The organism is Balneola vulgaris DSM 17893 (assembly GCF_000375465.1).
GTDB lineage: Bacteria > Bacteroidota > Rhodothermia > Balneolales > Balneolaceae > Balneola > Balneola vulgaris.
Map to the genome: position 1 here is coordinate 1,587,475 of NZ_AQXH01000001.1, position 24,533 is coordinate 1,612,007.

18 protein-coding genes are annotated in these 24,533 nt (G+C 40.8%); 3 read left to right on the forward strand and 15 right to left on the reverse strand.

Annotation, left to right across the window (positions count from 1 at the left end; all coding sequences use genetic code 11):
- The first annotated feature begins 85 nt into the window (after positions 1-85).
- Positions 86-1,021: a mechanosensitive ion channel family protein gene (locus tag B155_RS0106845; protein ID WP_018127513.1), complete on the forward strand. Its 936-nt coding sequence runs from the start codon at positions 86-88 to the stop codon at positions 1,019-1,021.
- Positions 1,022-1,102: 81 nt separating this feature from the next.
- Here the strand turns inward: B155_RS0106845 and B155_RS0106850 are convergent, their stop codons facing one another.
- The 13 genes from B155_RS0106850 to gcvT form a co-directional block, all read right to left on the reverse strand.
- On the reverse strand, positions 1,103-4,309 hold the full coding sequence (locus B155_RS0106850) for a VPS10 domain-containing protein (protein WP_018127514.1): 3,207 nt from the start codon (positions 4,307-4,309) through the stop codon (positions 1,103-1,105).
- Positions 4,310-4,546: 237 nt separating this feature from the next.
- Entirely contained in the window at positions 4,547-5,935 is a 1,389-nt protein-coding gene (locus B155_RS0106855) for a S41 family peptidase (RefSeq protein ID WP_018127515.1), read from the reverse strand.
- An 18-nt stretch (positions 5,936-5,953) separates the two neighbouring features.
- Positions 5,954-6,775 carry an energy transducer TonB gene (locus B155_RS0106860; RefSeq protein ID WP_018127516.1) on the reverse strand — a complete coding sequence of 274 codons (822 nt, stop codon included), beginning with the start codon at positions 6,773-6,775 and terminating at the stop codon, positions 5,954-5,956.
- A 1-nt stretch (position 6,776) separates the two neighbouring features.
- Positions 6,777-7,193 (reverse strand): ExbD/TolR family protein, encoded by a 417-nt coding sequence (locus B155_RS0106865; protein WP_018127517.1) that lies wholly within the window; start codon positions 7,191-7,193, stop codon positions 6,777-6,779.
- A gap of 2 nt (positions 7,194-7,195) precedes the next feature.
- Entirely contained in the window at positions 7,196-7,903 is a 708-nt protein-coding gene (locus B155_RS0106870) for a MotA/TolQ/ExbB proton channel family protein (RefSeq protein ID WP_018127518.1), read from the reverse strand.
- A gap of 15 nt (positions 7,904-7,918) precedes the next feature.
- On the reverse strand, positions 7,919-9,676 hold the full coding sequence (locus B155_RS0106875) for an SPOR domain-containing protein (protein ID WP_018127519.1): 1,758 nt from the start codon (positions 9,674-9,676) through the stop codon (positions 7,919-7,921).
- 3 nt (positions 9,677-9,679) lie between these two features.
- A complete protein-coding gene (locus B155_RS0106880) occupies positions 9,680-9,877 on the reverse strand; it encodes an HU family DNA-binding protein (RefSeq protein ID WP_018127520.1) in 198 nt (65 codons plus the stop codon).
- 3 nt (positions 9,878-9,880) lie between these two features.
- Positions 9,881-11,596 carry a TonB-dependent receptor gene (locus B155_RS0106885; protein WP_018127521.1) on the reverse strand — a complete coding sequence of 572 codons (1,716 nt, stop codon included), beginning with the start codon at positions 11,594-11,596 and terminating at the stop codon, positions 9,881-9,883.
- A gap of 83 nt (positions 11,597-11,679) precedes the next feature.
- Positions 11,680-12,702, reverse strand: coding sequence for a lysylphosphatidylglycerol synthase transmembrane domain-containing protein (locus tag B155_RS0106890; RefSeq protein ID WP_018127522.1), 1,023 nt, complete (start codon positions 12,700-12,702; stop codon positions 11,680-11,682).
- Positions 12,703-13,311 (reverse strand): LolA family protein, encoded by a 609-nt coding sequence (locus B155_RS0106895; RefSeq protein ID WP_018127523.1) that lies wholly within the window; start codon positions 13,309-13,311, stop codon positions 12,703-12,705. It lies immediately after the preceding gene.
- Positions 13,292-15,826 carry an FtsK/SpoIIIE family DNA translocase gene (locus B155_RS0106900; protein ID WP_018127524.1) on the reverse strand — a complete coding sequence of 845 codons (2,535 nt, stop codon included), beginning with the start codon at positions 15,824-15,826 and terminating at the stop codon, positions 13,292-13,294. Before B155_RS0106900 ends, B155_RS0106895 begins: the two co-directional genes overlap by 20 nt.
- The gene (locus B155_RS0106905; protein WP_018127525.1) at positions 15,819-16,556 is read right to left on the reverse strand and encodes a 2-phosphosulfolactate phosphatase; all 738 of its coding nucleotides are present in this window, start codon (positions 16,554-16,556) and stop codon (positions 15,819-15,821) included. The genes B155_RS0106900 and B155_RS0106905 overlap by 8 nt, the downstream gene beginning before the upstream one ends.
- Before the next feature lie 18 nt (positions 16,557-16,574).
- Positions 16,575-17,672, reverse strand: a complete 1,098-nt coding sequence (gene gcvT / locus B155_RS0106910; RefSeq protein WP_018127526.1) for a glycine cleavage system aminomethyltransferase GcvT — start codon at positions 17,670-17,672, stop codon at positions 16,575-16,577.
- 188 nt (positions 17,673-17,860) lie between these two features.
- Here gcvT and B155_RS0106915 point away from each other — a divergent pair, with 188 nt between their 5' ends.
- Entirely contained in the window at positions 17,861-18,979 is a 1,119-nt protein-coding gene (locus B155_RS0106915) for an Mrp/NBP35 family ATP-binding protein (protein ID WP_018127527.1), read from the forward strand.
- Between the two features lie 91 nt (positions 18,980-19,070).
- On the forward strand, positions 19,071-19,676 hold the full coding sequence (locus B155_RS0106920; protein ID WP_018127528.1) for a trimeric intracellular cation channel family protein: 606 nt from the start codon (positions 19,071-19,073) through the stop codon (positions 19,674-19,676).
- A gap of 75 nt (positions 19,677-19,751) precedes the next feature.
- Here B155_RS0106920 and B155_RS0106925 read toward each other — a convergent pair whose 3' ends face one another.
- The gene (locus B155_RS0106925) at positions 19,752-21,155 is read right to left on the reverse strand and encodes a RagB/SusD family nutrient uptake outer membrane protein (protein WP_018127529.1); all 1,404 of its coding nucleotides are present in this window, start codon (positions 21,153-21,155) and stop codon (positions 19,752-19,754) included.
- Between the two features lie 19 nt (positions 21,156-21,174).
- A complete protein-coding gene (locus tag B155_RS0106930) occupies positions 21,175-24,192 on the reverse strand; it encodes a SusC/RagA family TonB-linked outer membrane protein (protein WP_205617757.1) in 3,018 nt (1,005 codons plus the stop codon).
- Positions 24,193-24,533 lie beyond the last annotated feature (341 nt).

The following is a 24,533-nucleotide window of genomic DNA, read 5'->3' on the forward strand; positions in this document are numbered from 1 at the left end:
TACTTTAAGCCCATCTGATAGTATTCGTTTTTTGTGAATTTGGCGTACTTTAGAGTCACTCGTTAAACCCTAGTGTAACTATTTTATGCAAGCTGACTCAACTGCCACTTCTTCAACAGAATCATATTCATTATCAGATGTATATGATTATTTAGCACAGATTTTTGAAACTACGTTATTTGAAGTAAAAGACACTCCTGTAACCCTTTTCTCTATCTTCATCTTTATCCTATTCATTGTAGGATTTTCTTTTTTGGCTTCCTCGCTGAAAAAGCTTCTCAACAAAAAAGTACTTCCACGCTTTATTAGCGATCCCGGATTACGTTTCACCCTTTCACGGATTACCCAATACATCGTCCTAATTGCCGGTGTGTTAGTTTCTTTTCAATTCATTGGGGTTGACTTAACTGGGTTGGCGGTCATCTTTGGTTTCCTTTCTGTGGGTATTGGTTTTGGCTTACAGAATGTGACGTCCAATTTTATCTCAGGTCTTATTGTCTTGTTTGAACGCCCTATTAGTATTGGCGATCGAGTGTTGGTGAATGGTATTGAAGGTGATGTACAAGAAATCAATATTCGATCTACCACGGTTCGATCATTGAATAATATTTCCATCATTGTGCCGAATTCAGAGTTTATCTCAAAAGATGTAGTGAACTACTCCTATGGCGACCCTACTTATCGATTGGTGCTCGATGTGGGAGTTTCATACAGCTCCGATCTTGATTTGGTTATTAAAGCCCTAAATGAAGTAGCGGAAGAATGTGATAGGATTTTAAAAACACCAAAGCATGACGTCCATTTACGTTCTTTTGGCGATTCAGCTTGGGATATGAAGCTTTTGGTATGGGTAGCTAATGTAAAAGACCACTACTCCATTCTTAATGAATTAAACCAAGCCATTGTAAGAAAGTTTAGAGAGTATGATATCGAGATTCCTTTCCCTCAAAGAGATCTTAACTTTCGCAATGCCATGCCAAGTTCTACTACTGAGGGCACTCAAGAAAAGTCTGAAGGCTAACGTTTTACTTTACATTATTTATTAAGCATAAAAAAAGCCCTGATCGAAATCGACCAGGGCTTTTTAATTTGATAGAACTAATTAGTTCTTAATTGGAATACTCTTGCTTTCTAATTCCATGATGATAGAATCATATTCGCCTTCAAGTACTTGCTCCAATCGCTTGAACTGTACATCTACTTTAGCTGCTAGGTCATCGTACACCTCATACTGTTGCTTGGTAGGACGTCCGTACCCTGTTGCCACAGTACTTGCTAGCGACGCTAGTTTGTTGTTCAGTTTAATCTGGAAGTTTAGCACATCCTGACCAGATTCAGCTTTAGTTTGAACCAATTCATTTTCAATTTCAGACATAGCAGCGAGCATTTTCTTTGCTCTTTCTTGAATCTGCTTGTTGTCTTTAGCTTCTGCTGTTAACTCATTGATTTCAGCTCGTATTTCGCGAATACGGTTAATCGTTTTATGAGTAGTATCCAACTTCGCCTTAATTGTTTTAACTAACTGGAACTGGTCTTCGAAATCTTTCTGACTAACATTTGTTAAACGTGGATCTTTCACGATAGTGAAATCTCTTTCGCCTACCATCTTATCACCAATGTACATTTTAACTTTATAGTCGCCAGGAATAGCCGTAGGTCCAGCTGTGTTACCTGCCCAAAGAATTTGCACACCATTTAGGCCTGTAACTTCTGGATACTGAAGATCCCATACGAATTTGTTCAATCCGCTTTCGTTCTTAACAACTGATGAAGGTACACCACCGTCGTCATAGAACTCAGAAGAGCTTCTCACAGGTCTTCCGCTACCATCTTTCATACTTGAGTATGTGCGGATAGTTTGACCCTTAGGATCGATGAATTCCATTTTGATTTCTTCATCAACTTCATCCTTTAGTGTATAGTAAACAACTACGCCACGCTCTGGATTTTGACCGATAGCCATTTCATCACTACCCCAACTACGACCACCAAATAGGTAAGTCTTTTCAGGAGCAAATAAATGATTCTCTTTCTTAGCGATTTGATCGCTCACTTGATGAAGTACAGGAAGATCATCAAGTACCCAGAAAGAACGACCTTGAGTAGCCACAATTAAATCTTTGTCGCGCTTATGAACAGCTATATCTGTAACCGGAGTAGGCGGTAAATTCAATTGTAGGTCTTGCCAGTTCTCACCAGCATCAAAACTTACATACATACCTGTTTCGGTACCTGCGTAAAGTAGGCCCTTCTTGTTTGGATCCTCACGAATCGCTCTAGTAAAGTCCATCTCTGGAATACCATTGGTAATTTTCTTCCAAGACTTACCATAGTTCGTAGTCTTATAAAGTTGTGGCTGGAAATCACCAAATTTATAACGAGTAGCTGCAAAATAAGCAGTACCTGCATCATGATGTGAAGCATCAATAATGCTAATCATCGTTTCTGGTAAACCTTTAGGAGTTACATTATCCCAAGTTTTTCCGTTATCGCGGCTGATATGAATCAAACCATCATCTGATCCAGCCCAGAATACACCTTTTTCGATAGGAGACTCAACAAAAGTGAAAATTGTGTTGTAGTACTCTACTGAAGTATCATCTTTTGTGATTGGACCACCAGACTCTTGCTGCTTCGACTTGTCATTTCTTGTTAAGTCGCCACTAATTACTTCCCAGCTCATACCTTCGTCGGTAGAACGGTGAACCATTTGTGATGTAGTATAAAGTACATCTGGGTCGTGTGGAGAAATGATGATTGGGAAAGTCCACTGGAAGCGGTACTTCAGCTCAGCGGCTCCAGCACCCATTGGGTTATCTGGCCATACATCAACGCGATCGCTTAAGCCGATTTCAGCGTCATACTTGTTTAAGTAACCACCATAGCTACCACCATAAGTGATATTTGGATTCTCTGGATCTGGAGCAATATAACCACTTTCTCCACCTGCTACTGGCCACCAATCTCTTTCAGTAATTCCTGAGCCACTTGTTCGGCTACGAATACCAACTGTACTGTTATCCTGCTGAGCTCCATAAATCATGTATGGGAATTGGTTGTCTGTAGTTACTTGATAGAACTGAGCCGTTGCCGAAGTCATGTATGAAGAGAATCCTTCACCTCCGTTATAAGTAACCTGTCCACCACCATCATCTGCAATAATAAAACGCTGCGGGTCGCTTGGTGAAATCCATAAATCATGGTGGTCACCGTGTGGAGTACTAATTCTGCTAAATGTGCTTCCGCCATCCGTAGACTTCAAGAAACTTACATTCAATACATAAACACCATCTTCATTCTTCGGATCGGCTACAACTTTGGTATAGTACCATGCACGCTGGCGTAGGTTTCTATCTTTGCTGATACGTCTCCAAGTGTCTCCACCATCTTCAGAGCGGAATAAACCACCATTGTCATTTTCGATGATCGCCCAAACTCGGTTTGAGTTCGCCGGTGAAATCGCAACACCAATTTTACCGAGCATACCTTTTGGTAATCCTGGGTATTGAGAAATTTCAACCCAAGTTTCACCACCATCGGTACTCTTGAATAGTCCGCCGCCATCGCCACCACTACTCATTTCCCAAGGATTACGGTAAGCTTCCCAAAGGGCTGCGAATAAAATTCTAGGGTTGTTAGGGTCAACCGAGATATCTACGGCACCCGTCTTGGTATCTCTGTACAATACCTTATTCCAAGTTTTACCACCATCGGTTGTTTTATAAACACCTCTAGATTCGCTATCAACGTCACCGAATAACGGTCCCATTGCAGCTACCCAAGCGATATCATCATTAGTTGGATGCACTTCGATATCACCAATAAACTGCGTATCACCTAAACCTAAATAGGTCCAAGTTTTACCAGCATCCGTAGATTTATACATACCGTCACCCGCACTCATGTTACCACGAATATCGGTCTCACCCATACCAACATAGATTACATTTGGGTCAGATGGGGCAACAGTAATTGCGCCTACCGAACCTGTTTTAAAGTAATCGTCTGATACGTTGAACCAGCTGTTACCACCGTTTGTGGTTTTGAAAACGCCGCCACCGGTAAATCCGGTATAAAATGTGTAAGGCTGTGAGTCGTGTCCAGATACGGCTACTGAACGTCCTCCCCTGTAAGGCCCAATACTTCTGTATTGAAGATCCTTAAACATTTTTTGCTCAAATTTTGGATTTGGGTTTTCCTCCCCATGTCCAAAGATCTGTGCTTGTGCAACATTCGCTGTAAATACTACCAATAGTAGTGCGAACATCGCAGTAGTTAGTTTTTTCCATTCCTTTATCATAACACCCATAAATACTTTAGTTAGTTACTGTGGATTCTTATCCACTGAATGTATAGTAAGAGAAGCAAGCAATAGGTAAAAATTTGTGAAGCGAAAAATCACGCTTTGTCCTTCTTCTTTAATCCCAAATTTTGACTCCCCAAATAAATAACAAACAGTTAGACAAAGGTATATACGGCAAATCATTCACATAAAAAAAGCGGGCACTCAAATTAATGAGACCCGCTAAAATCGTTGAGAGAATTTCTACTTAATTATCGACTTCTCTCCTAAGATGTTACCTCGCTTAAGCTTATACCAATCGGGTAGCATTTCATATCTACGAGGACCAATCTTAGCAGGCCCAGTATTATTCCCAGTTATGATATCAATAGCTGTTTTAAACATTGCATCGTTTACATCACCAATATCATACGGGTTGGTTACTAAACTATCTGGAACAACATAATCTGGGGTAAGTCCGTCTCTGAAATCTGTTACTCCTAATGAGTTTGCGTACTTCAATGTAACTGGAACAATACCATAGTTATTGGGCGGAGTGGCCTCATCACCTGTAAATACGAAGGAGCCATAAAATTTTCCGAAGGTATTCTCACCAATGTGAATCACTTCCATATGCGGGTCTAAACCATTGATGATAAGCTCACTTGCCGAAGCCGACCCTGAAGTGGTTAAGAAAAACACTCTTTCCAAGCCTAGGTTTATAGGATCTTCATCGAAACGAACGAATAAGTTAGGTGAATTAGGACCTTGCTGTTCTTCATAGAAATTTTGCAGTCCTTCGTTGTACTGAAAACTCACAAACACTTCTTCACTTTGAGCCACCGAAAGAGGGACTATAGAGTTAGCTATATTTTCTGCAGCACTAATTCTACCACCAGGGTTATATCTAAGATCTACTACTAATTCGTTTATCCCTTGATTGCTAAACTCTTGAAGGGCGTTATCCATGCTTTCGATGAAAACGTCATCTTTTCCATTTAAGAAACGAGCATAGAATAAGTATCCAATTTTTCTGTCGCCGTATTCATATACATTGGTATATGCGATAGGATCTAGATCCAATTCCAACTGATTCACCGTTACTACAGAATCTGTATTTGCTATAGCATTTTGATCGGGTAAATACTCCCCTAGAGTATAATCTATAGTTGAATTTCCGCTATAGTAGAGTTCTAGATAGTTACTAGTAGTCATCGTTTGACCATCTACTTCAAGCACAATATCACCCCTATTCAAACCAGCTTCAGCAGCGGGGGTATTTGGATATACAAACTCGATTACAAAAAACACTTCATTGGTGCCCGCAAAAATCCCAAATCCGGGTGAAATACCAGTTGTAAAGGCTGAGCCTTCTAAACTACTATTCAGTTCTTCAGCGTCTTCAACGATGTATGAAAAAGTATCTGTAGAATCAAGCATGCTTTGGAAGTAAGGCACGGGATTAATACTTCCATCTGTTTGGTCTGGAACGAGGTCATTCCAGAAGTAATACAAGCTCATGGTTTCTCTGATCCATGTATTTTCATCTATGAATTCATCATTCTTACCATCATTTCCAGTAGAAGACGAACAACCGATTACTAAAAATAAAAGAGCTAGTAATCCTATAGGTAGGTGTAGTAACTTTTTCATACGTATTGAATTAAGTGATTAGCCAAACACAAAGCGGAAGGTAATGGTACCCCACTGTGCTTTTTGTGGAACACCGCTTGGTAGGCGTGAGAATTTCCAACTTTTCAGTGTTCTTTGAACTTCTTTTTCGAGTTCAGGATTCATTTTCTTTAATGGGATAATTAAACCCACCGAGCCATCGGGCTTTACTTGGAAGCGAACAGATATTACCCCTTCAGCATTTGCGGTATTATTTGGAAGGGGTTGAACCATGGGCTCTCGTTCAAGATTTCCTTCCCACTTCAGCTCGTAAGGCGCAGACTTCTCATCATCGCTACCTGTACCTGCATCAGCGTTGGTCTCTCCTCTATTGCCTTTTATATCTCCACTCTCTTCGGCTCCTTCATTCGTACTCAAATCTTCTTTGGCAACGGGAGGCACTTCCACTTTTTCCTGTACTTCTTCCGCAGTTTTCTTGGTAGGGTCTACCACTTCTGTTTCAGGAGTTTTAACGGGCTCTTCAATTACCTCTTCCACTTCATCTGGCAAATCAACCGGCTTGGTTACTTCTTCGGTTGGATTAACGGGTTGCTCTTCGGGCTTGGGCACTTCTTCAACGGGCTCTTCCGTCTTTACTTCTGAAGGGTTTGGGCGGGTAGCAACTTCTTCTTCTTTTACTTCTGAATACTCGGCTAATGTACCTGTTTGAAATTCACCAAATTCTACTTCCACAAACGAAGGGCGGAAGGTCTGGTTCATATCAAGAGTATACCAAAGCGAAAATAAAAGCATAACGATGCTTACACTTAACGTTACCGTAAGTGCTATGCTGTCGTCTTTTGTGAATTTACTTTTACCCATGCTATATGGAGCCTTGTTCCGTAGCTATAAAGAATTTCATGTTTAGTGCCTTACCGATGTTAATTACACGCACTACATCATCGAGTTTAGAGTCTTTATCGGCACGTAGTATAAGCGTTTCACTTGTCTTATTATTGCGTGCAGCTCTAATTTCCACGGCTAATGATCCTTTGGCAGTGAGGTCTCCATCTACATAGAACTCACCGTCTTTAGTAATCGCCACCGATACAACATCGTTATTTGCAGAAGAACCTGATTCTGCCTTTGGGATATCCACTTTGATACCGAAATTGGTTACAAATGAGGATGTAAGCAGAAAGAAAATCAGCAAAAGGAGTACGATATCCGTCAAAGAGGATTGCGAGAATAACGAAAGTGGTGTAAGTCTTTTATCGCCTCTTCTAAAATCGCGCGCCATAATTATGCCTGCTTTTTAGGTGCTGGAGATTGCAATAAGTCTATAAAGTCGGCCGATGCATTTTCAAGTTCAAAAATCGAACGGTTAATTTTGCCTAACAGGAAGTTATAAAAACCGAATGCTATCAAACCTACCATTAAGCCTGCTGCTGTGGTAATCAAAGCTTCCCAGATACCACCCGCTAACTCACTTGGGTTTACATTTCCTTGTAACGACTGAATATCCATAAAGGCTTCAATCATCCCCGTTACAGTACCTGTGAAACCTAACAATGGAGCCACTCCTGCAATAGTTGCTAACCAGTTCATGCGTTTTTCAAGGAAGAAAATCTCTTTTTTACCCGCATTGTCTATAGCGTCTTCAATATCACGAATTGGTCGGCCTAAGCGCTTGATACCTGCCTTAATGATACGTGCTAATGGCTTGTCAAAATCATCGCAGTACGCAAGTGCATCTGTTTGGCGGCCCGACTTCAACATTCCTTCAACAGAATGCAGAAAACGATCGGTGTCGGTGTGAGATCGATTTAATGCCATCCATCGTTCTACAATTACATACATAGAAAGCATAAAGAGCAAAAATATTGGAATCATTAAGATTCCGCCTTCCACAAATAAGTCAAATAACGTTATGGTTTCTCCTTCCAAGGCCATAGCTAATGAGTCGGCTACGGCAGATGAATCTTGCTGTAGGAAAAGAAGGTATTTCATGTAGATGATGTGATTTTAAATTTTAGCAATTAAATAGTTTCCAAGAAAATCTGCGTCTAGTTTTTCAGCGGCAATAGCGGCATCAGCGAGTGATGCGAATTGTCCAATAGCCACTCTATATAAAACGCCATAAGTATCTGAAGGGCGTTCAATAATCATGGCTCTATACCCTAGATCTGTTAATCTCTGATATTGTGTTTCAGCACCGTCTTGTCTACTTAAGGTGTATAACACTATCGTGTAGCCGTTGTTCCCAGCATCTGTAACGCTACCCATTAACCCATAAGTATCTGCATTTACTTCTACAGCCTCATTAGTGGCAGGGGCTTCAACTGGAGCTTCATTTTCGGTATCCACTACCCTGTTTTCAGGCGTGAAAGTATTTTCTTCAGGCTGATTTGTTACTTCCTCACTTGTTGTTGTAGCCGCTGGTTCTTCAACGGGCTGGCTAACTTCTTGCTCCGTAGCAGTTGGTTGCTGTGTAGCTGGTGGGGTTTCAACTGGTGGAGGTGGAGTTTGTTGCACATTATTTTGTGCTACAGCAGGTTGTTGAGTGGTATTCGAAGCAGGGGTAATACCTTGTATGTTTATAATTCCAAAGTACGCAAGTCCATAACCTGCACCTCCAAGTACCACTAAGGCCAATATCATATATAAGAATACAGGAGATCCTTGTTTACGGTCTCTTGGTGATTTCGGAGTTTTGCTTTCTAGTTTTCCGGCCTCTTTATCCGCTTCTCCTTTCTCTTCTTCTTTAGCTGCTTCTTTTTTGTTCGATTTAGCTTTTTTACCTGATGATACATTGGTTACAACAGGTACGAAGTCATCAAGAGTGTCATCTTGTTCTTCTTCTTGCGTTTCCTCATCAAACTCATCAAAAGGATCATCAAAATCGTCGCTAGAAGTACCGTCTAATTCAGAGAAATCTAAATCTTCTTCTTCATCCGATTCATCACTGTCATCAGAGTCTCCTTCAGCCGCATTTGCCCCTAGTAAACCAGCAAAAGCGTTTTCAGTATCTTCTTCTTTATGGGCATCAATTCCCCATTTATCTGGACCTGGAGCTTCTTCTTCCTCTTCGGATTCAGCTTCTGTGTCAAAAACTGAATCGTCTAAGAATTCACCACTTGGCGCTATTTCTTCTGTTTCAGGCTCTTCTTCTAATGATTCATCCGTAGTATCCATGTCTTCGATACTTTCGTCTGTATCTTCTTCTAAACCACCAAACGGATCATCATCTAGCTCATCTTCTGCGGTGCCATCTCCTTCTAGTGCAGAAAAGTCAATATCGTCCTCTTCTAATTCCTCTTCAGGCTCAGTAGTATCTTCTTCCGTTTCTTCCTCAGATTCTTCCTCATCTAATTCACTAAAGATCTCTGCGAAAGGATCCTCATACTCTTTACTTGCACTTTCATCGAGCAATCCTTCAATTGGATTCTCCTCCTCTTCCTCTGATGTTGGCTCGTCTTCGATTTTGTCTTCAATGCCAGAGCTATCCTCAGAACTTGAATCACCACTGCCAGGAAGTTCAATAGGCTCCATGCCTACATATTTATAATTAATTTCTGTTTCTAGGTCTTCAGAGGGTATAAAATGAATGTTATTTCCAAGCTTGCTAAAAATACCAAAGCCTTCAACTTCATACGCTTCGTTCTCTTCTAATGCTTTTTTGATATCAGATACTAACTCAGCAAGCTGTTTTTCAACTTTTTCTTGCTCCAAGCCAGAGTTTTCCATCAATAAGCCAACTAATTTCTCATTATCTATTAACATGGCTTAGTCCTCCAAATCGGCTTTGAATTCCATATAATCTTTTGGAGGCATCATAACCGTGGTACCGTCCGCTCTTTTTTCTTGTTGTTGGCTCATATGTTCAGCCTTAAACACACCTAAGCCTTTCACTTCCACGGTGTTTTTCATTATGATCTGATCACGCACTGTAATAACAAATGCTTCTAAAAATGCTTTGGTCATAGCTTAGAGATTAATTTTAATGCCTCCGAATATCTGGAATGGGCGTTCTTCGTAACCTTGCCAGATCTCATATTTTTGTCCTAGAATATTCAATACTTTGAAATAAACCCCAAATTTTTCATTTAAGCTATATTCTGCTTCCGCATTTAATAAGCTGTAAGCACTTAAATCCTCATCATTGGCTGGGTCTTCACGCTTTCCTACATACTGCAACCAAGTACTTATCGATACATCTGACAATGGTTTAAAGGAAAGCATGCCTTCTGCACCTAATCGCTCTTCAAAAGGTACATCGCCTCCTGATTTTAGCTCCATGCGCTGTGCATACACCCGCCCATCAAACCAGAACCGGTCGCTCGTAATTTGTTGTGCTATTCCAACTTCCAATTTAAAGCTATTTATATCGGCATAATTGACTTCGTAAAATAACTGCTCTTCATTTGCACCGAATAACTCTTCATTTCGCATATAATAGCCGTAGTTATCAACAAACTTGTATGTAACTGTGCTATATAATTTCGTCGCTTCTATAGGGGCATACTCAAGTCCACCATTCACACCCATCTCGTATTGGTATTCGAGCATGGCATTAGCACCAATAAAGCGGTTGGTTTGATGATGCTCCCAAAGGGTCTTCATTTCTGGACGAGTAAACAGCGCTCCCGAAAGGGATAAACCCTGCTTGATAGTATGATGCATCGAAGCATTTGAAATAAAAGCTACACCGTTGCGATTACCATCCGAGAGGTAAGCCAATCCACCTTCTAAGCTTATAGTTGTGGAATAATTATATAAGGTAGAGTACTCAAAAGTAGCTTGTGTGTTCATCCACTGCGTATTGCCATTTTCTTCCGATGAGTAATTCCCCATTCTAAGATCAATGTTGCCCGTGAACACATCGTATAATTTCTTACCTGCCCACGTGCGCTCATAGCCTGCTTGAATATGTTGCTCGCCTTGACCACCACGTAATGCAGCATTCGGAGCCATTAAGTCCACATCAAGGACTGCTCCATTTAGATACACCTGCCAGCCTTCTAGTGAATTCTGGTTGTCTTCGATAATCACCCCTGCGTTAAATCCTATATAATCCTTTTGTGGGGTGCCTGAATTATCATTCGGCACATTTGGTGATAAATCGAATAAGTGATTGAAGTCGTTGAAAGCACCCGTTTTTACCGATGCCTTTACTCCATTTTTCAGGTCTATACCGTAAAAGCCATTCAGGTTGAAAAATCTAAATCCAGAATCTTGATTGTTTAAATGCCCATTCGAACTGGTGAAGTCCATATTTCCTGAAATGATACTCTGCTCATTTAATCTTCTAAAGGCATAAGCTTCCAGCTCTGGAGTTAAGAAACTACCAATCCCAGATTTTAAATAAATACTACCTCGTTTAGGATTCGTGAGTATTGAACGCTGAGGCGGTACGGGGCGGTCTAGCTCTGTAAGTGCAATGTTTGCTACCGCTTCACGATCCGATTCCATAAAAGGCACCCTATTCGGGTCAATTCGGAATACTCTTGGCTTCGGGTTAAAACCTAAAATAGGTTGGCGGCGGATACCTGGGAAACGAGCTTTAAACTCACTTCGAATCTCAATATCCTGAGGGTCAATTTCTGGTAATAGTGAGTTTTGAGGAGAGCCTCCTGTTTGGGCTACTGCTCCAGGAGCCACAAAAAATATGATAAGGGTTGCAAATAGGAGTCGTTTCATCATCAGAAAAAGTTTTAGGAATGTACTAAAATTTAAACCAAGGTTTAAGCTAATCAGGTTAAAAGGTGTACCCTTTCAAATCTGCATCAGTTCCCGTTAGTAGCGCCTTTTTTTAATACCACGTACTTATCAATGGCCAATAAAATAGGAGTACTAATAATCACTACTGCTAAAGTAGATGCATGCGTAATGGTACCGTAGGCTAAACCAATGGTTTCTGGTACAGCAAATAGTAAGAATAAACTCTTTGTCACAAATAAGTGATAAGTACCTACCCCACCTGGTGTTGGTATTATGATACCCACTGCTGATACCATCGTAATTACTAAAGCGTCAGCGAAGGAAAGATCGAAGGTTTCCACCATATCGAACATATAAAAAGGGATGTAGGTCATGCAAATGTAAGCCACCCAAATCAAAATGGTATACAGTATAAAGAGTGGCCAATTTTTCAGTTCTCTAACTGCAAGCACCCCATCCACAAAGGTTTTAACAATCTCTTTAAACTTCTGAAATCCTTTTTCAACGACTCCACCTTGCTTGCTTAACGCTTTTAATGCCATGTACAATACGGCAATCACAAGGGCCACTATTCCTAAAAACTTCAAAGCCGACCACCCGAAAGACATCAACACACTTGAATCGGTTATATCCATTCCAAAGAGGTTGCTTAGAATATCCGGGCTCGATATCATGAATACGACTACAAATGTCATCAATAGCAACATACTCACCACATCGATGATGCGCTCCAGAACAATGGTTCCTATTAGCTTACTGTTGCTTTCGCCTACTTGTTGGGCTACGTATACCGGACGCGTTACTTCCCCTAATCGAGCAAAGGGGATATTTGACAGATATCCTACCATCACCCCTGTAAACAATGTGATGGAATGAGGTGTTTTCTCTTTATCTGTGAATAGTAGTTTCCAGCGAAGGGCTCGCATGAGATGTGCAAAAAGAATACAGCCCACAAATGGGAGTATCCAACCATAACTCATAGATTTTGAGGCTTCAATAATTTGCTCAAACTCTACTTCTTTAAATGCAATCCAAAGGAAAAAAGCGGCTACCGCTATACCCGCTAAAACTTTTAATGTGGTCTTCAATTAATACCTCGTATCTACGATTTCAGCATCCTTTGGGTACCTTAGTACAAAGAGATCCTCTTTTTTATCTATAAATTTTCCGTTTTTGAACGTCGTTACAATTACGTTCTCCGAAAAATCGTACGCCGTTATGCTTATCGGATGTGCATTAGCATCTACTAAAATCTCAACTTTCACGTAGAGTGCAAAATCATCTTCTGTTTCCATGATGATTTTCATATGCCCATTTTCCTGACGTTCTTCATCTATAACATAAGTTGAATCTACGCCTTTTAACATTCTAGATGGTGCAAAATCATCCTCATCTTCCGAATAATCACTAATGATTACACGATTTTTTGCCTGATCATATACTTTTGAAGTCTCACCATCTACTATAAGCAGCTGTCCTTCACTTTCTAAGCGGTACTTATCGGCAGATACCCAAATTTTACCTGTACTACTTAATGACTCTTTGGTGTAAGAATCGATGTAGACGTGCTCAAAATTAGCTTCAAATACGCGGCCTTGTTCAAAATTGGCACGCACTTGTGGGAATACTTGTGCGTGAGCACTTATAGCACCTACTAATAGCCAAAGGCTACATAGGCTACAAATCCTTAAGACCATCCAAGATTTCTTGAAGTTCTTCTTCGGTGTCGATGAGTACATCGCGAGCGGTACTGCCTTGATATGGTCCAACAATTCCTGCATTAAATAATTGATCTATGATTCTTCCGGCTCTGTTATAACCGATTTTCAACTTTCTTTGAAGCAACGATACTGATCCTTGCTGATGCAAGATTACCACTTTCGCTGCCGACTCAAACATTTCGTCTATGTCATCTAACGGATCAGGGATGCCTGCATTGTCTTCTTGAATGATTGGCAGATGAAAAGGTTCCTTATACCCAGCTTGTTGCCCAATAAATGCATTAATACGCTCTACCTCTTCGGTGGATACGAATGCATTCTGGAGACGAGTCATACCTGCGCCATTGGTAAAGAGCATGTCTCCTGCGCCTACAAGTTGATCGGCTCCACCCATATCTAAAATGGTTCTAGAATCCACTTTCGATGCCACTTGATAAGCAATACGAGCAGGGAAGTTTGCTTTGATGGTACCCGTAATAACGTTTACTGATGGACGCTGGGTAGCAACTACCAAGTGAATACCAATGGCCCTTGCAAGCTGTGCAAGTCTCGCAATCGGCTCCTCAATTTGTTTACCCGCCGTCATCATTAAATCAGCAAGCTCATCAATAATAACTACAATATATGGCAGATGACGATGGCCGAGGTCTTCGTCCAATTCACCTGATTTAAACTTAGCGTTGTATGCTTTGATGTCACGAACTAAAGCCATCTTTAGTAAATCGTAGCGATCATCCATTTCCTTACAAACGCTGTTCAAGGTTTCTAGCGCTTTAGAAGTATCCGTTACAATAGGTTCGTCGGCATTGGGGAGCATTGCCAAAAAGTGATTCTGAATATTACGATACAGAGCAAGCTCGATCTTTTTAGGATCAATCATCACAAACTTCAAATTCTCTGGATCGCACTTATATAACAAACAGGTGATGATGGTATTCACACCAACCGATTTACCTGAACCTGTAGCCCCTGCCATCAACAGGTGAGGCATTTTGGCTAGGTCAATCATAAACACTTCATTCTCGATCGTCTTACCAAAAGCCACCGGTAAGGTCATATCCGTTTCAACGAATTTTTTGGTATTGATAACCTGCTTGATGTACACCATCTCGCGTGAGCTATTCGGCACTTCAATACCCACAGCCGATTTCCCCGGAATTGGAGTAAGCATACGCAAACCTTTAGACGCCATCGCCATTTTAAGGTCGTTGGAATAGCTTTCGATCTTGCTAATCTTTACATCTGGAGCTGGCTCTAATTCATACAAAGTAACGGTTGGACCAACAATGGCGTTGATGCCTACAATTTCAATTCTGTGGCGCTTAAGTTTGTCTAAAATTATGCGCTTATTCTCTCGAATTTCTTCTAAATCAACTTCTGTTCTATTCCCAGGAGGCGTATCTAACAAATCTATAGTTGGGAACTTGTAACGAATTACCGGTACTTCCTTAGCTTTATCTCTATTGATCTTATCTAGATCTCTTTCGCCAGCTTCTTCGTCGCCTTCTCCTTTATAAACGGCCACTTCTAAATCATCGCCGTCTTCATCAATCACTTCTTTTTCTTCTAGCTTCTTATCTAAAGCAGCTCTTGGACGGTTATCAATTTCATCTGAACGCTTCTTTTCATTTTCAATGCGTTCCAAGTCTTCTTCATGAGAACGAGCTACGATATCATCTATCGTTGGTGGAGGCGTTACTTCTTCCTCCTCCTTTTTGGGCGTAGCCTTTTTGGCTTTCTTCTCAACTTTAGCTTCTTCTTTATCGGCCTTTTTAGCTTCTCGCTCGGCCCTACGTGCGGCTAACCGTTCTTCACGTTCTTGAGCCTTAATCTCTTTCTTCTCGGCACGAGCAATACGTGCGTCTTCTAACTTATGCTGAATGTTTTCGATCCAAAGCTTCAGGTTATCAATCGACTTCTGTAAGTCGCGATCAATTAATAAAAGCATAGTAATTACGGCCATCACGAATAGAATAATGATAGACCCAATGCTACTTGTGAAATTTTGAAGTATGGTTGAGATAGCTAATCCAGCAGCACCACTCCAAACCGAGTCGGCAGGCATAACCAAGTTGATATTAAACCAAGCCAAAATAGCAGATAGTAGAATGGTGCTCCAAACACCTAAAATGGTAATCCACCCTAACTCTTTATAAGGGCGGCGACGAAAGATGTGCCACCCTTGGAATAACATAAGAACCGATAAGATTATACTGGTATACCCAAACAGCTGATGCACCATAAAGTGCGAAAGATATGCTCCAACGGGACCTAACCAGTTTTTAACCAATCGGGAAGTGGTATCGGTATCGAATAAATCGAGAAAAGAAATAGACCGAGCATATTGGTAGTCTTCAGGAGAGTAAGATACTATACTAAGCCCAAGTAGGATGGCTATAGAAATGATGATAATACCGATGATTTCCACTTTACGGTGGTCATCAATACCGGCATTTGAAGTAGTAGATGTATTTAGCTTTTTCTTAGCCATTAAAATTTATTAGAATCCCATCTTTCATCGTGGGCAGCACATCAAATTTATTCTTTTGGCAAACAAAAGGAATATCTCCATCAGGTACAAGTTCCTTCAAACGAATAGCGTGATCACTTGTTCCAATCGATTGCTCTAAATTCTCTTTATACTTTTCATATAAACTAAAGGCAATCTTTACGCCATCCTTTGTATTCTCAGGAAGCTTACCCTCACACATTTCGTAGATTACAGAACCTGCAAATAAGGTATCTTCTAACGACATTTTTCCCTGCCACCCAGAGCAGATTAGAACCACATCATCGTCGTGTTCTTTTAATCCTTCTAGGATACTTTGTTGGTTTAAGAAACAACCTACATAAATTTTGTTGGCTAATGAAGCCTTTTTTATGGCTTTAGTACCATTGGTGGTATTGATAATTAAGGTCTTATCAGCCACCACTTCTTTGGTGTACTCTAAGGGTGAATTTCCTAAGTGAAATCCTTCGATGGTGTTCCCATTTTGTTCCCCGCAAAGTAGATAGTCTTTAGCATCCATGGTTTGGGCAATGCGTACTGCATCTTCCATTGCACCCACAGGGATAATCTTTCGCGCACCATTATTCAGTGCAGTAACCATAGACGATGCTGCTCTCAGTACGTCGATAATAACCGCCGACTTCCCTCGCAAATCTTCCTCTTGAAAGGCTTGCACGGAAAAGTACACGTCCATGTATTCTAGTCTTGCCATTGTTGTTTTATAAACCGTCTACTTCTTAATAAATGGAGGCCTTGTAATCGTAGCTTCTCCAACTTTCTTACGAATGGCTATTTTAATCGTGTTGCCTTCTTTTGCCATTTCTTTTGGAACATAAGCCATACCTAATCCCTTACCTAAAGTAATTGACATTGTTCCACTTGTTACTACTCCAATTTCTTCGCCGCTATCGTTTACAATAGCATACCCATGACGTGGGATATTGCGCTCGTCGTTCATCACAAAACCAACTAATTGGCGTGTGTTACCCTCTTCTTTAATCTTTTGAAGCGCTTCCTTTCCAACAAAATCCCCTTTATCAAATTTGGTAATCCAGCCTAACCGAGCTTCCAATGGATGAGTGTCTTTTGTGATATCATTTCCATAGAGTGCAAAACCCATTTCTAGGCGAAGGGTATCTCTTGCTCCAAGTCCACAAGGCTCGATGCCAAAGTCTTTTCCAGCTTCAAAGATATCATCCCATACTTGTTGAACATCCACCCCTTCAGTTTTGAAGTATAGTTCAAAGCCTTTTTCACCCGTATAGCCCGTTCCAGAGATAATCATATCTACTCCGGCTAGCTTTCCTGTAGTGAAGGCATAAAAACCTACTTTATCCATTTCTACATCTGTAAGCGACTGAAGTGCTTGTGCCGCTTTTGGGCCTTGAACCGCCAGAAGTGCATACTCATCCGACTCATTAATGAGCTCGGCATTCATTGTGTTTTGAGACGAAATCCAATCAAAGTCTTTGTCTACGTTGGCGCCATTTACCACCAACATGTATTCGTTTTCAGCTAACATATATACGATGAGGTCATCAACAATACCACCATCTTCATAGCACATGCATGAATATTGCGCTTTTCCAGGAACTAGTTTAGATGCATCATTCACTGTTACCTTTTGAATAAGATCCATAGCGTGCTCTCCTTTTACAAAGAACTCCCCCATGTGAGACACATCAAATACACCAACATCATTACGTACTGCTGCATGCTCAATTTTAATCCCTTTATACTGAACCGGCATTTCAAATCCGGCAAAATCAACAAGCTTCCCGCCTACTTTTTCGTGAATGGCGTGAAATGGAGTAGTCTTTAGTGTCATCAGCAATGTTACTTTTTACGTATTGATTTCATTTAGTTCGCAAAGTTAAACATTTATTCGCAAACATCATGCAAAAGCCTTGGTCAATAAATCCACCGAATCTATCTGTATGATTCAATATTGAAGTTTATTTATTTGTATCTTTGGCCTCGAATTGAACAATGAAATTGACGACACACTTTTAATTTATGTCTATCAACAAAGAGCAAATCAAGACCGCTCTTGCTCACGTTTTACACCCCACAGAAAAACAGGATCTTATCTCCCTTGATATGATCCAAGATATCATCATTCAGGACAAGTACATCACCTTTACTTTAGAGATGCCTGAGAAAAATGATGTACTCGCCAACGACCTAAAGGCTAAGTGCGAAGGGGCCATCAAAAAATTTATTGACGCAGAAGCTATTGTAGATATACAAGTTGGTATCAATGTGTCGAAACGCAAGAAAGTTGAAGATACCCCTCAACAACAAGCTGAGCCTCAGCAGATACTTCCTGGCGTAAAAAACATCATTGCTGTAGCCTCTGGTAAAGGCGGAGTAGGTAAGTCTACAATGGCGGTTAATATCGCTTCAGCCCTTGCTAAAACAGGAGCTAAAGTAGGACTCATGGATACCGATATCTATGGACCTAGTATTCCTACCATGTTCAATACTTTTGAACGCCCTAACATCACTACCCAAAAGAAATTAATCCCTGTTGAAAAACATGGCATTAAAATGGTTTCAATGGGCTTTTTAGTAGATGTGAACCAAGCTATAGTTTGGAGAGGGCCAATGGCTACCAGCGCTATTAAACAGTTTATGACAGAAGTGGAATGGGGCGAACTCGATTATATGGTATTGGATCTTCCTCCTGGAACAGGAGACATCCAGTTAACCATCGTTCAAACTGTACCTTTGAGTGGGGCCGTTATTGTATCTACCCCTCAAGTGGTGGCCCTTGATGACGTTCGCAAAGGAGTGGCTATGTTCAAGAAAGTAAATGTACCTGTACTTGGCGTTATTGAGAACATGTCGTACTTCGTACCACCAGATATGCCTGAAAAGAAATACCATATATTTGGAGAAGGTGGTGCTAAACGCTTAGCTGAAGAGCTTAATGTACCTGTACTTGGTGAAATCCCATTAGATCAGCCTATTCGTGAAGCGGGCGATAATGGTACACCTATTGTTATTGCAGATGAAGAAGCAGCATCAGCTCAAGCTTTAATTAAAGCTACTGAAAACATGCAGAATGAACTTACACGTAGAGCTACTGAAGTTAATTCTACGAAGAAGGTGGACATTAAATTCCGTCCATAATTCAACCTTGTTCAAATAGAAGTGCCACTGTCTATTTGATAGTGGCACTTTTTTTATATCCTTAAATCACCATTTACTCTAATCTAAAACCATGACTTTAATTTCTGCACTCGATATAATCGGTACCTTCGTGTTTGCAATTTCTGGAATTCGCATGGCCGCTCGTAAAGACATGGACATTTTCGGAGCTGCAGTGGTTGGCTTCGCCACGGCAATTGGTGGGGGTACAATGCGTGATATTTTATTAGACAGCCACCCCATTACTTGGATAGCCGACATCACCTACCCCATTGTAATACTTTCAGCAATCCCTTTTACTTTCTTGATTCGAAACCGATTCAATAGTATCACCAAGCCACTCTTTATTTTTGATACTATAGGGATCGCGCTATTCACTATCAGTGGTATGGAGAAAGCTTTGAGTTTTGGCTTAAACCCCTTTATGGCTGGAGTTATGGGCATGACCTCTGCGGTGGTTGGTGGGGTTATTCGTGATGTGCTCTGCCGTGAAGTACCACTAATATTCAGAGAAGAAATCTATGCCACGGCATGTTTGATGGGAGCTTTAACCTTCTACTTGGGCATCTATTTTGAAGTCCCTGAAAACGTAAACTACATCATCACTACAGCTTGTATAGTTGGAATTAGAGTTGCTGCCATTCGGTACAAACTAGCCCTTCCAAAAATGAAGGCATAAAAAAAGCCGGAGAGTAAAAATCACTCCCCGGCTTTATGTTATCCTATCTATCTAACTATCAATTAGAGATAATCTTTAATTTGCCTTCCAGGCATCATTTTGTTCTAGATTCGGGTTAGCGTCAATGTCTCTAGAAGGAATTGGGAATACCATGCGATCTGGATCAGCAAGCGAAACAGGGTTACTGTTCTCACGCTCTACATTAGTAAGTACAGTAATTGCACGCCCTGTTCTTACTAGATCATACCATCTGTGGCCTTCCATCATAAACTCAATGCCTCTTTCGAGTTCAATTGCGTTTAGTACTTCTTGCTGAGTATCAACACCTGTTCCAGTTGTATCAGCTAAACCAGCACGGTTTCTGATTTCATTGAGATCGTCTAAAGCCCCTACTAAATCCATAGGAGTTTTACGAGCTCTCGCTTCCGCTCTGTTTAGGTACATTTCAGCTAAACGAATAATCTGGATGTTATCATCTCCACCTGACTTTGAATACTTAGTTGGGTAGTAAACACCAACATTTGAATCAAAACCGATTAACTCACCGCGCTCATCAGCGCCACGAGCTAATACCATGTTAGCATAATCAGTATGAAGAGCGATATCACCACGACCACCACGGCTAGATGGGAAGTACCATCCTCTAATACCGTTGCCATCTGTAGTGTTGTACTGCAATTCAAAGATCGCTTCTGAGGTATTTTCGTTTGTGAAAATATCAGCGAAGTTTTCTACTAGTTCGAAACTGTAGTTATCGATTACATCGGTAGCTAAATCTTCAGCTGTAGTGAAATCTTCTAAGTAAAGTGCTAAACGTGCTTGAAGTGCTATAACTGCTGGCTCTGATACTCTACCTGGAGTTGAAAATCCAGAAAGTAGTGAAGCCGCTTGAGTTAAATCAGCATCAACTTGAGCATAGGAATCTGCAATCGTAGCTCTACTTGGGAAGCTATTCTCATCAATTTGACGAGATGGCTCTAGTACTAAAGGCACACCTAAAGTACCTGCAACGCCTGGAACGCCACCAAAGGTACGAGTAAGATCAAAGTACGCTAAAGCACGAATAAAGTATGCTTGCCCTAGGATCTCATCTTTTACTGCATCCGATGCATCACTCAATGAAGGCACATCTGCGATTAAGTTATTTGCGTGATTAACCGTTTGGTATAACTGAAACCATAGGTTTCTGTTTTCCAAGTTACCCGCCGAGGTTACAAAAGTATCCATCTCACGATAGAAATCCCATGTACCAACACTCTGAGAAATGTCGGAAGTGACATCACTCATAATTTGAATGTTATCGCCGTAGTAGTTACCACTTTGAAGTTGATCGTACAGGCCGTTTAATGCGGCTTCTGCACTTTTCTGGTCTCGAATAGCGATGTCTTCTGAGATAGCTGTTTGTGGAGATTGATCCAGAACATCACACCCAGTCGCTATCAATACGACAAGAACTATATATAATTTTGAAAGTTTCATAATCTTAAATGGTTTTCAATTAAAATGTGATGTTAATACCGCCCATAACAGAACGCGACTGAGGAATTGTATAGAATTCAATACCTCTAGTTAGCGCTGTAGAAGCTGTAGCTGTTACTTCTGGATCTAGCCCAGAGTACTTAGTAAAGGTTAGCAAGTTCTGACCCGTTACGTATAAACGAACTCTTGAAATCCCAACACCCATATCGGTTAAGAATTCAGCTGGCACATTGTAGCCAAGAGTTACATTCTTCAAACGTAGGTAAGAACCGTCTTCCACAAATCGCGATGGACGTAAGTTACCAGCGTAGTTAGCGCTTTCCATTTTTGGAACCATCGTTACATCACCTGGTTGCTGCCATCTATCAAGCTGTGTTCTTAAGAAACTTGTGTTTCTTGCCCCACCATGCTCTTGGAAGAATCGACTCCAGTGAAGCTGCTTGTTACCGTAGCTATACTGGAAGAACACAGATAAATCGAAGTTCTTATAGTTGAAGTTGTTTGTGAATCCACCGAAGAAATCAGGGTTTGCATCACCAACAATCTTACGGTCAACATTCGGGTTGAAAGTACCATCGCCATCCACATCCGTAAAGATAGGAGCACCCGTTTGAGGGTCTACACCAATTTGCTCATGGAAATAGAACGAATACATTGGGAAACCTTCCTGGTAACGGTAGATATCACGGTTGTATACGTTAAACGGAGCAGCAAGCTTTAGAATCTTATTTCTGTTACCTGCAATGTTGAAGTTAACATCCCAGCTAAAGTCTTGGTCTTGGATGATGTCGGCTGTAATACCTAATTCCATACCTTTGTTTTCTAGCTCACCGAAGTTCTGTACTAATTCGTTAAATCCTGTACTCATTGGTACTGGTACCGCAAGTAGTAGATCCTTCGTTAACTTCTCGTAGTAATCGAAGTGAACCGTCACTTTTTCATCTAAGATTGTTAAATCGAATCCAACATCAAGCTGGTTGGTTGTTTCCCACTTAAGATCAGGGTTAGATAACTGAACAGGAGTTGTTCCTGGCGAGTCGGTATAACTTGCACCGCCCCATAGGCCTTGTGCTTGGAAGTTTCCGATACCACCTTGGTTACCGGTTACACCGTAACTAACACGAAGTTTTAAGCTGTTGATGCTTTCAAAGTCAAAGAAATCTTCTTCTGAGATAACCCAACCTAGTGCCATCGATGGGAATGTACCCCAACGGTTGTTCTTACCGAAACGAGATGAACCATCACGACGAACAGTTACCGTAGCTAAGTACTTCTGATCGTAATCGTACTGAACACGACCGAAGAATGAAAGAATACCCCAGCTTGTACCCGTTGAAGATGAAGTTTGTACAGCCGCATCAGTAATACGACGGAAGTCGTTACTTGGGAACTGCTGACCTGTTGCTGTAGTGCGCTCAAATTCTGACTCTTGTACCGATGTACCTACTACCGTACTGAAGTTGTGTAGGTCAAAGCTTGTTGAGTAGTTAAGAGTATTTTCACCAGTGAATGTTCTGTTTACAGCCACACTAGAAAGTGCGTTACCGTTTACAGCAGCACCGTTGTTAGTAAAGGTGTTGTCGTAACGATCTTCTTTGATAATGTTGTTATCAAAACTCCAGCTACTTTTAAAAGTTAAGCCTGGTTGGAAGTCGTACTGTACGAAAGCGTTTCCGATGAAACGGCTTACATTCATATCAAAATCGATTTCAGTAGCTGCTGCCACTGGGTTCTCAAAGATACTGAACTTCGTGTATGAACCGTCGTTCTGGTACACTGGAATGTTTGGAGGTAAGAAGTACACACCACCAAGAATACCAGTAATGTTATCATTGTTACGAGCACGGTTTCTTGATGAGTATGAGTAAATCATACTAGTACCGAACGAAAGCTTTTCGTTGATATCTAAATCCAAGTTTACACGAGCTGAACTTCTCTCAAATTTCGTTGGCTTCACAACACCTTCTTGGCTGAAGTTAGAACCTGAAATCGCATAACGAACGTTTTCGTTACCACCAATGAAGTCTACATCGTAGTTTCTGATAGTACCCGTTCTGAATACCGTATCCGCCCAATCTGTATCAATAGCATTTGCTGGGTTTGCATATGGTTCAGTCTTTCCGTTATTACGAGCTGCCTCATTCATTAACATTTCAAACTCAGGACCTGAAACTAGATCTGGCATTTTAACAGGTTCATCAAAACCGTAGTAGGTGCTGAATTTTACTGTTGGCTCTGAGTTGTTACCACGCTTTGTTGTGATAAGGACAACACCATTTGCTGCACGAGCACCATAAATAGCTGTAGCTGAGGCATCTTTAAGTATCTCAACAGACTCAATATCGGTAGGATCTAAATCAGCAATAGCACTTGTAGTACCACCACCAGTTCCTAAACCGAAACTTCCTGTTTCGATCGGCACACCATCAACAACATAAAGAGGGTCACTTCCACCTGAAATAGAGGTAGTACCACGAATCTTTACGAATACACCGCCACCTGGAGTACCAGAGTTGGAGCTAATTTGAACACCGGCTGCTCTACCTTGTAGAAGCTGATCGGTACCGGCTGCCGCCACATTTTGAATTTCTTCAGCGCTTACAGATGTTACAGAACCTGTAATCGTCTTTTTACTTTGCTTACCATAACCAATAACTACTAGGTCACCAAGCATCATGGTGTCTTCTTCTAGTTGTACATTGATTGTGTTTCGTCCCGAAACTGGAATTTCTTGCCTAATAAAACCTAGGTAAGAAAAAATTAAAACCGCATTTGGCCCTGAAATTTCTAATTCATACGAACCATCTATTCCCGTAGTAGTTCCTGTAGTTGTTCCTTTTTCTTGGACATTCGCTCCTGTAAGTGTACTTCCATCAGTTGCGGAGGTAATAGTACCTCGAACTGTGAACTGTGCAAACAATTCCGAAACCGGAAGCATTGTCACAATAAAAGTGAGCCCTAATACCAAGCCCCCCTTTATGCACTTACTAGGAATTCCATGCCGTAATCCCAATATAGATAACAATTTATCCTTCATTTTAGCATTCCTTTAGTTAGTTAATGATAGTAGAATACACTTCGGGTCTTATACATCCCAACAGCCAAATATCGTAGTCCCTTAATAAACAAATGGATATTTAAAAAATGCTGTTTTATATAACCCCTGAAATGTGCATCAACCCAAGTAAGCCTTTAAAAATTTTTGATGTTGTAAATAGTTATTAAAGCCAAAAAATTAACACACTATTATGGAAGTGTTAACCTTGTTAAAATAACTAACAGTTTTTCAGAGGTTTATAGAAGAGTGCTAAAATAGAGCACACCCATTAAAAGTGATTTAAAGGGTGTTTCTAAACCGTTTTTGAAAATTTTACTGTG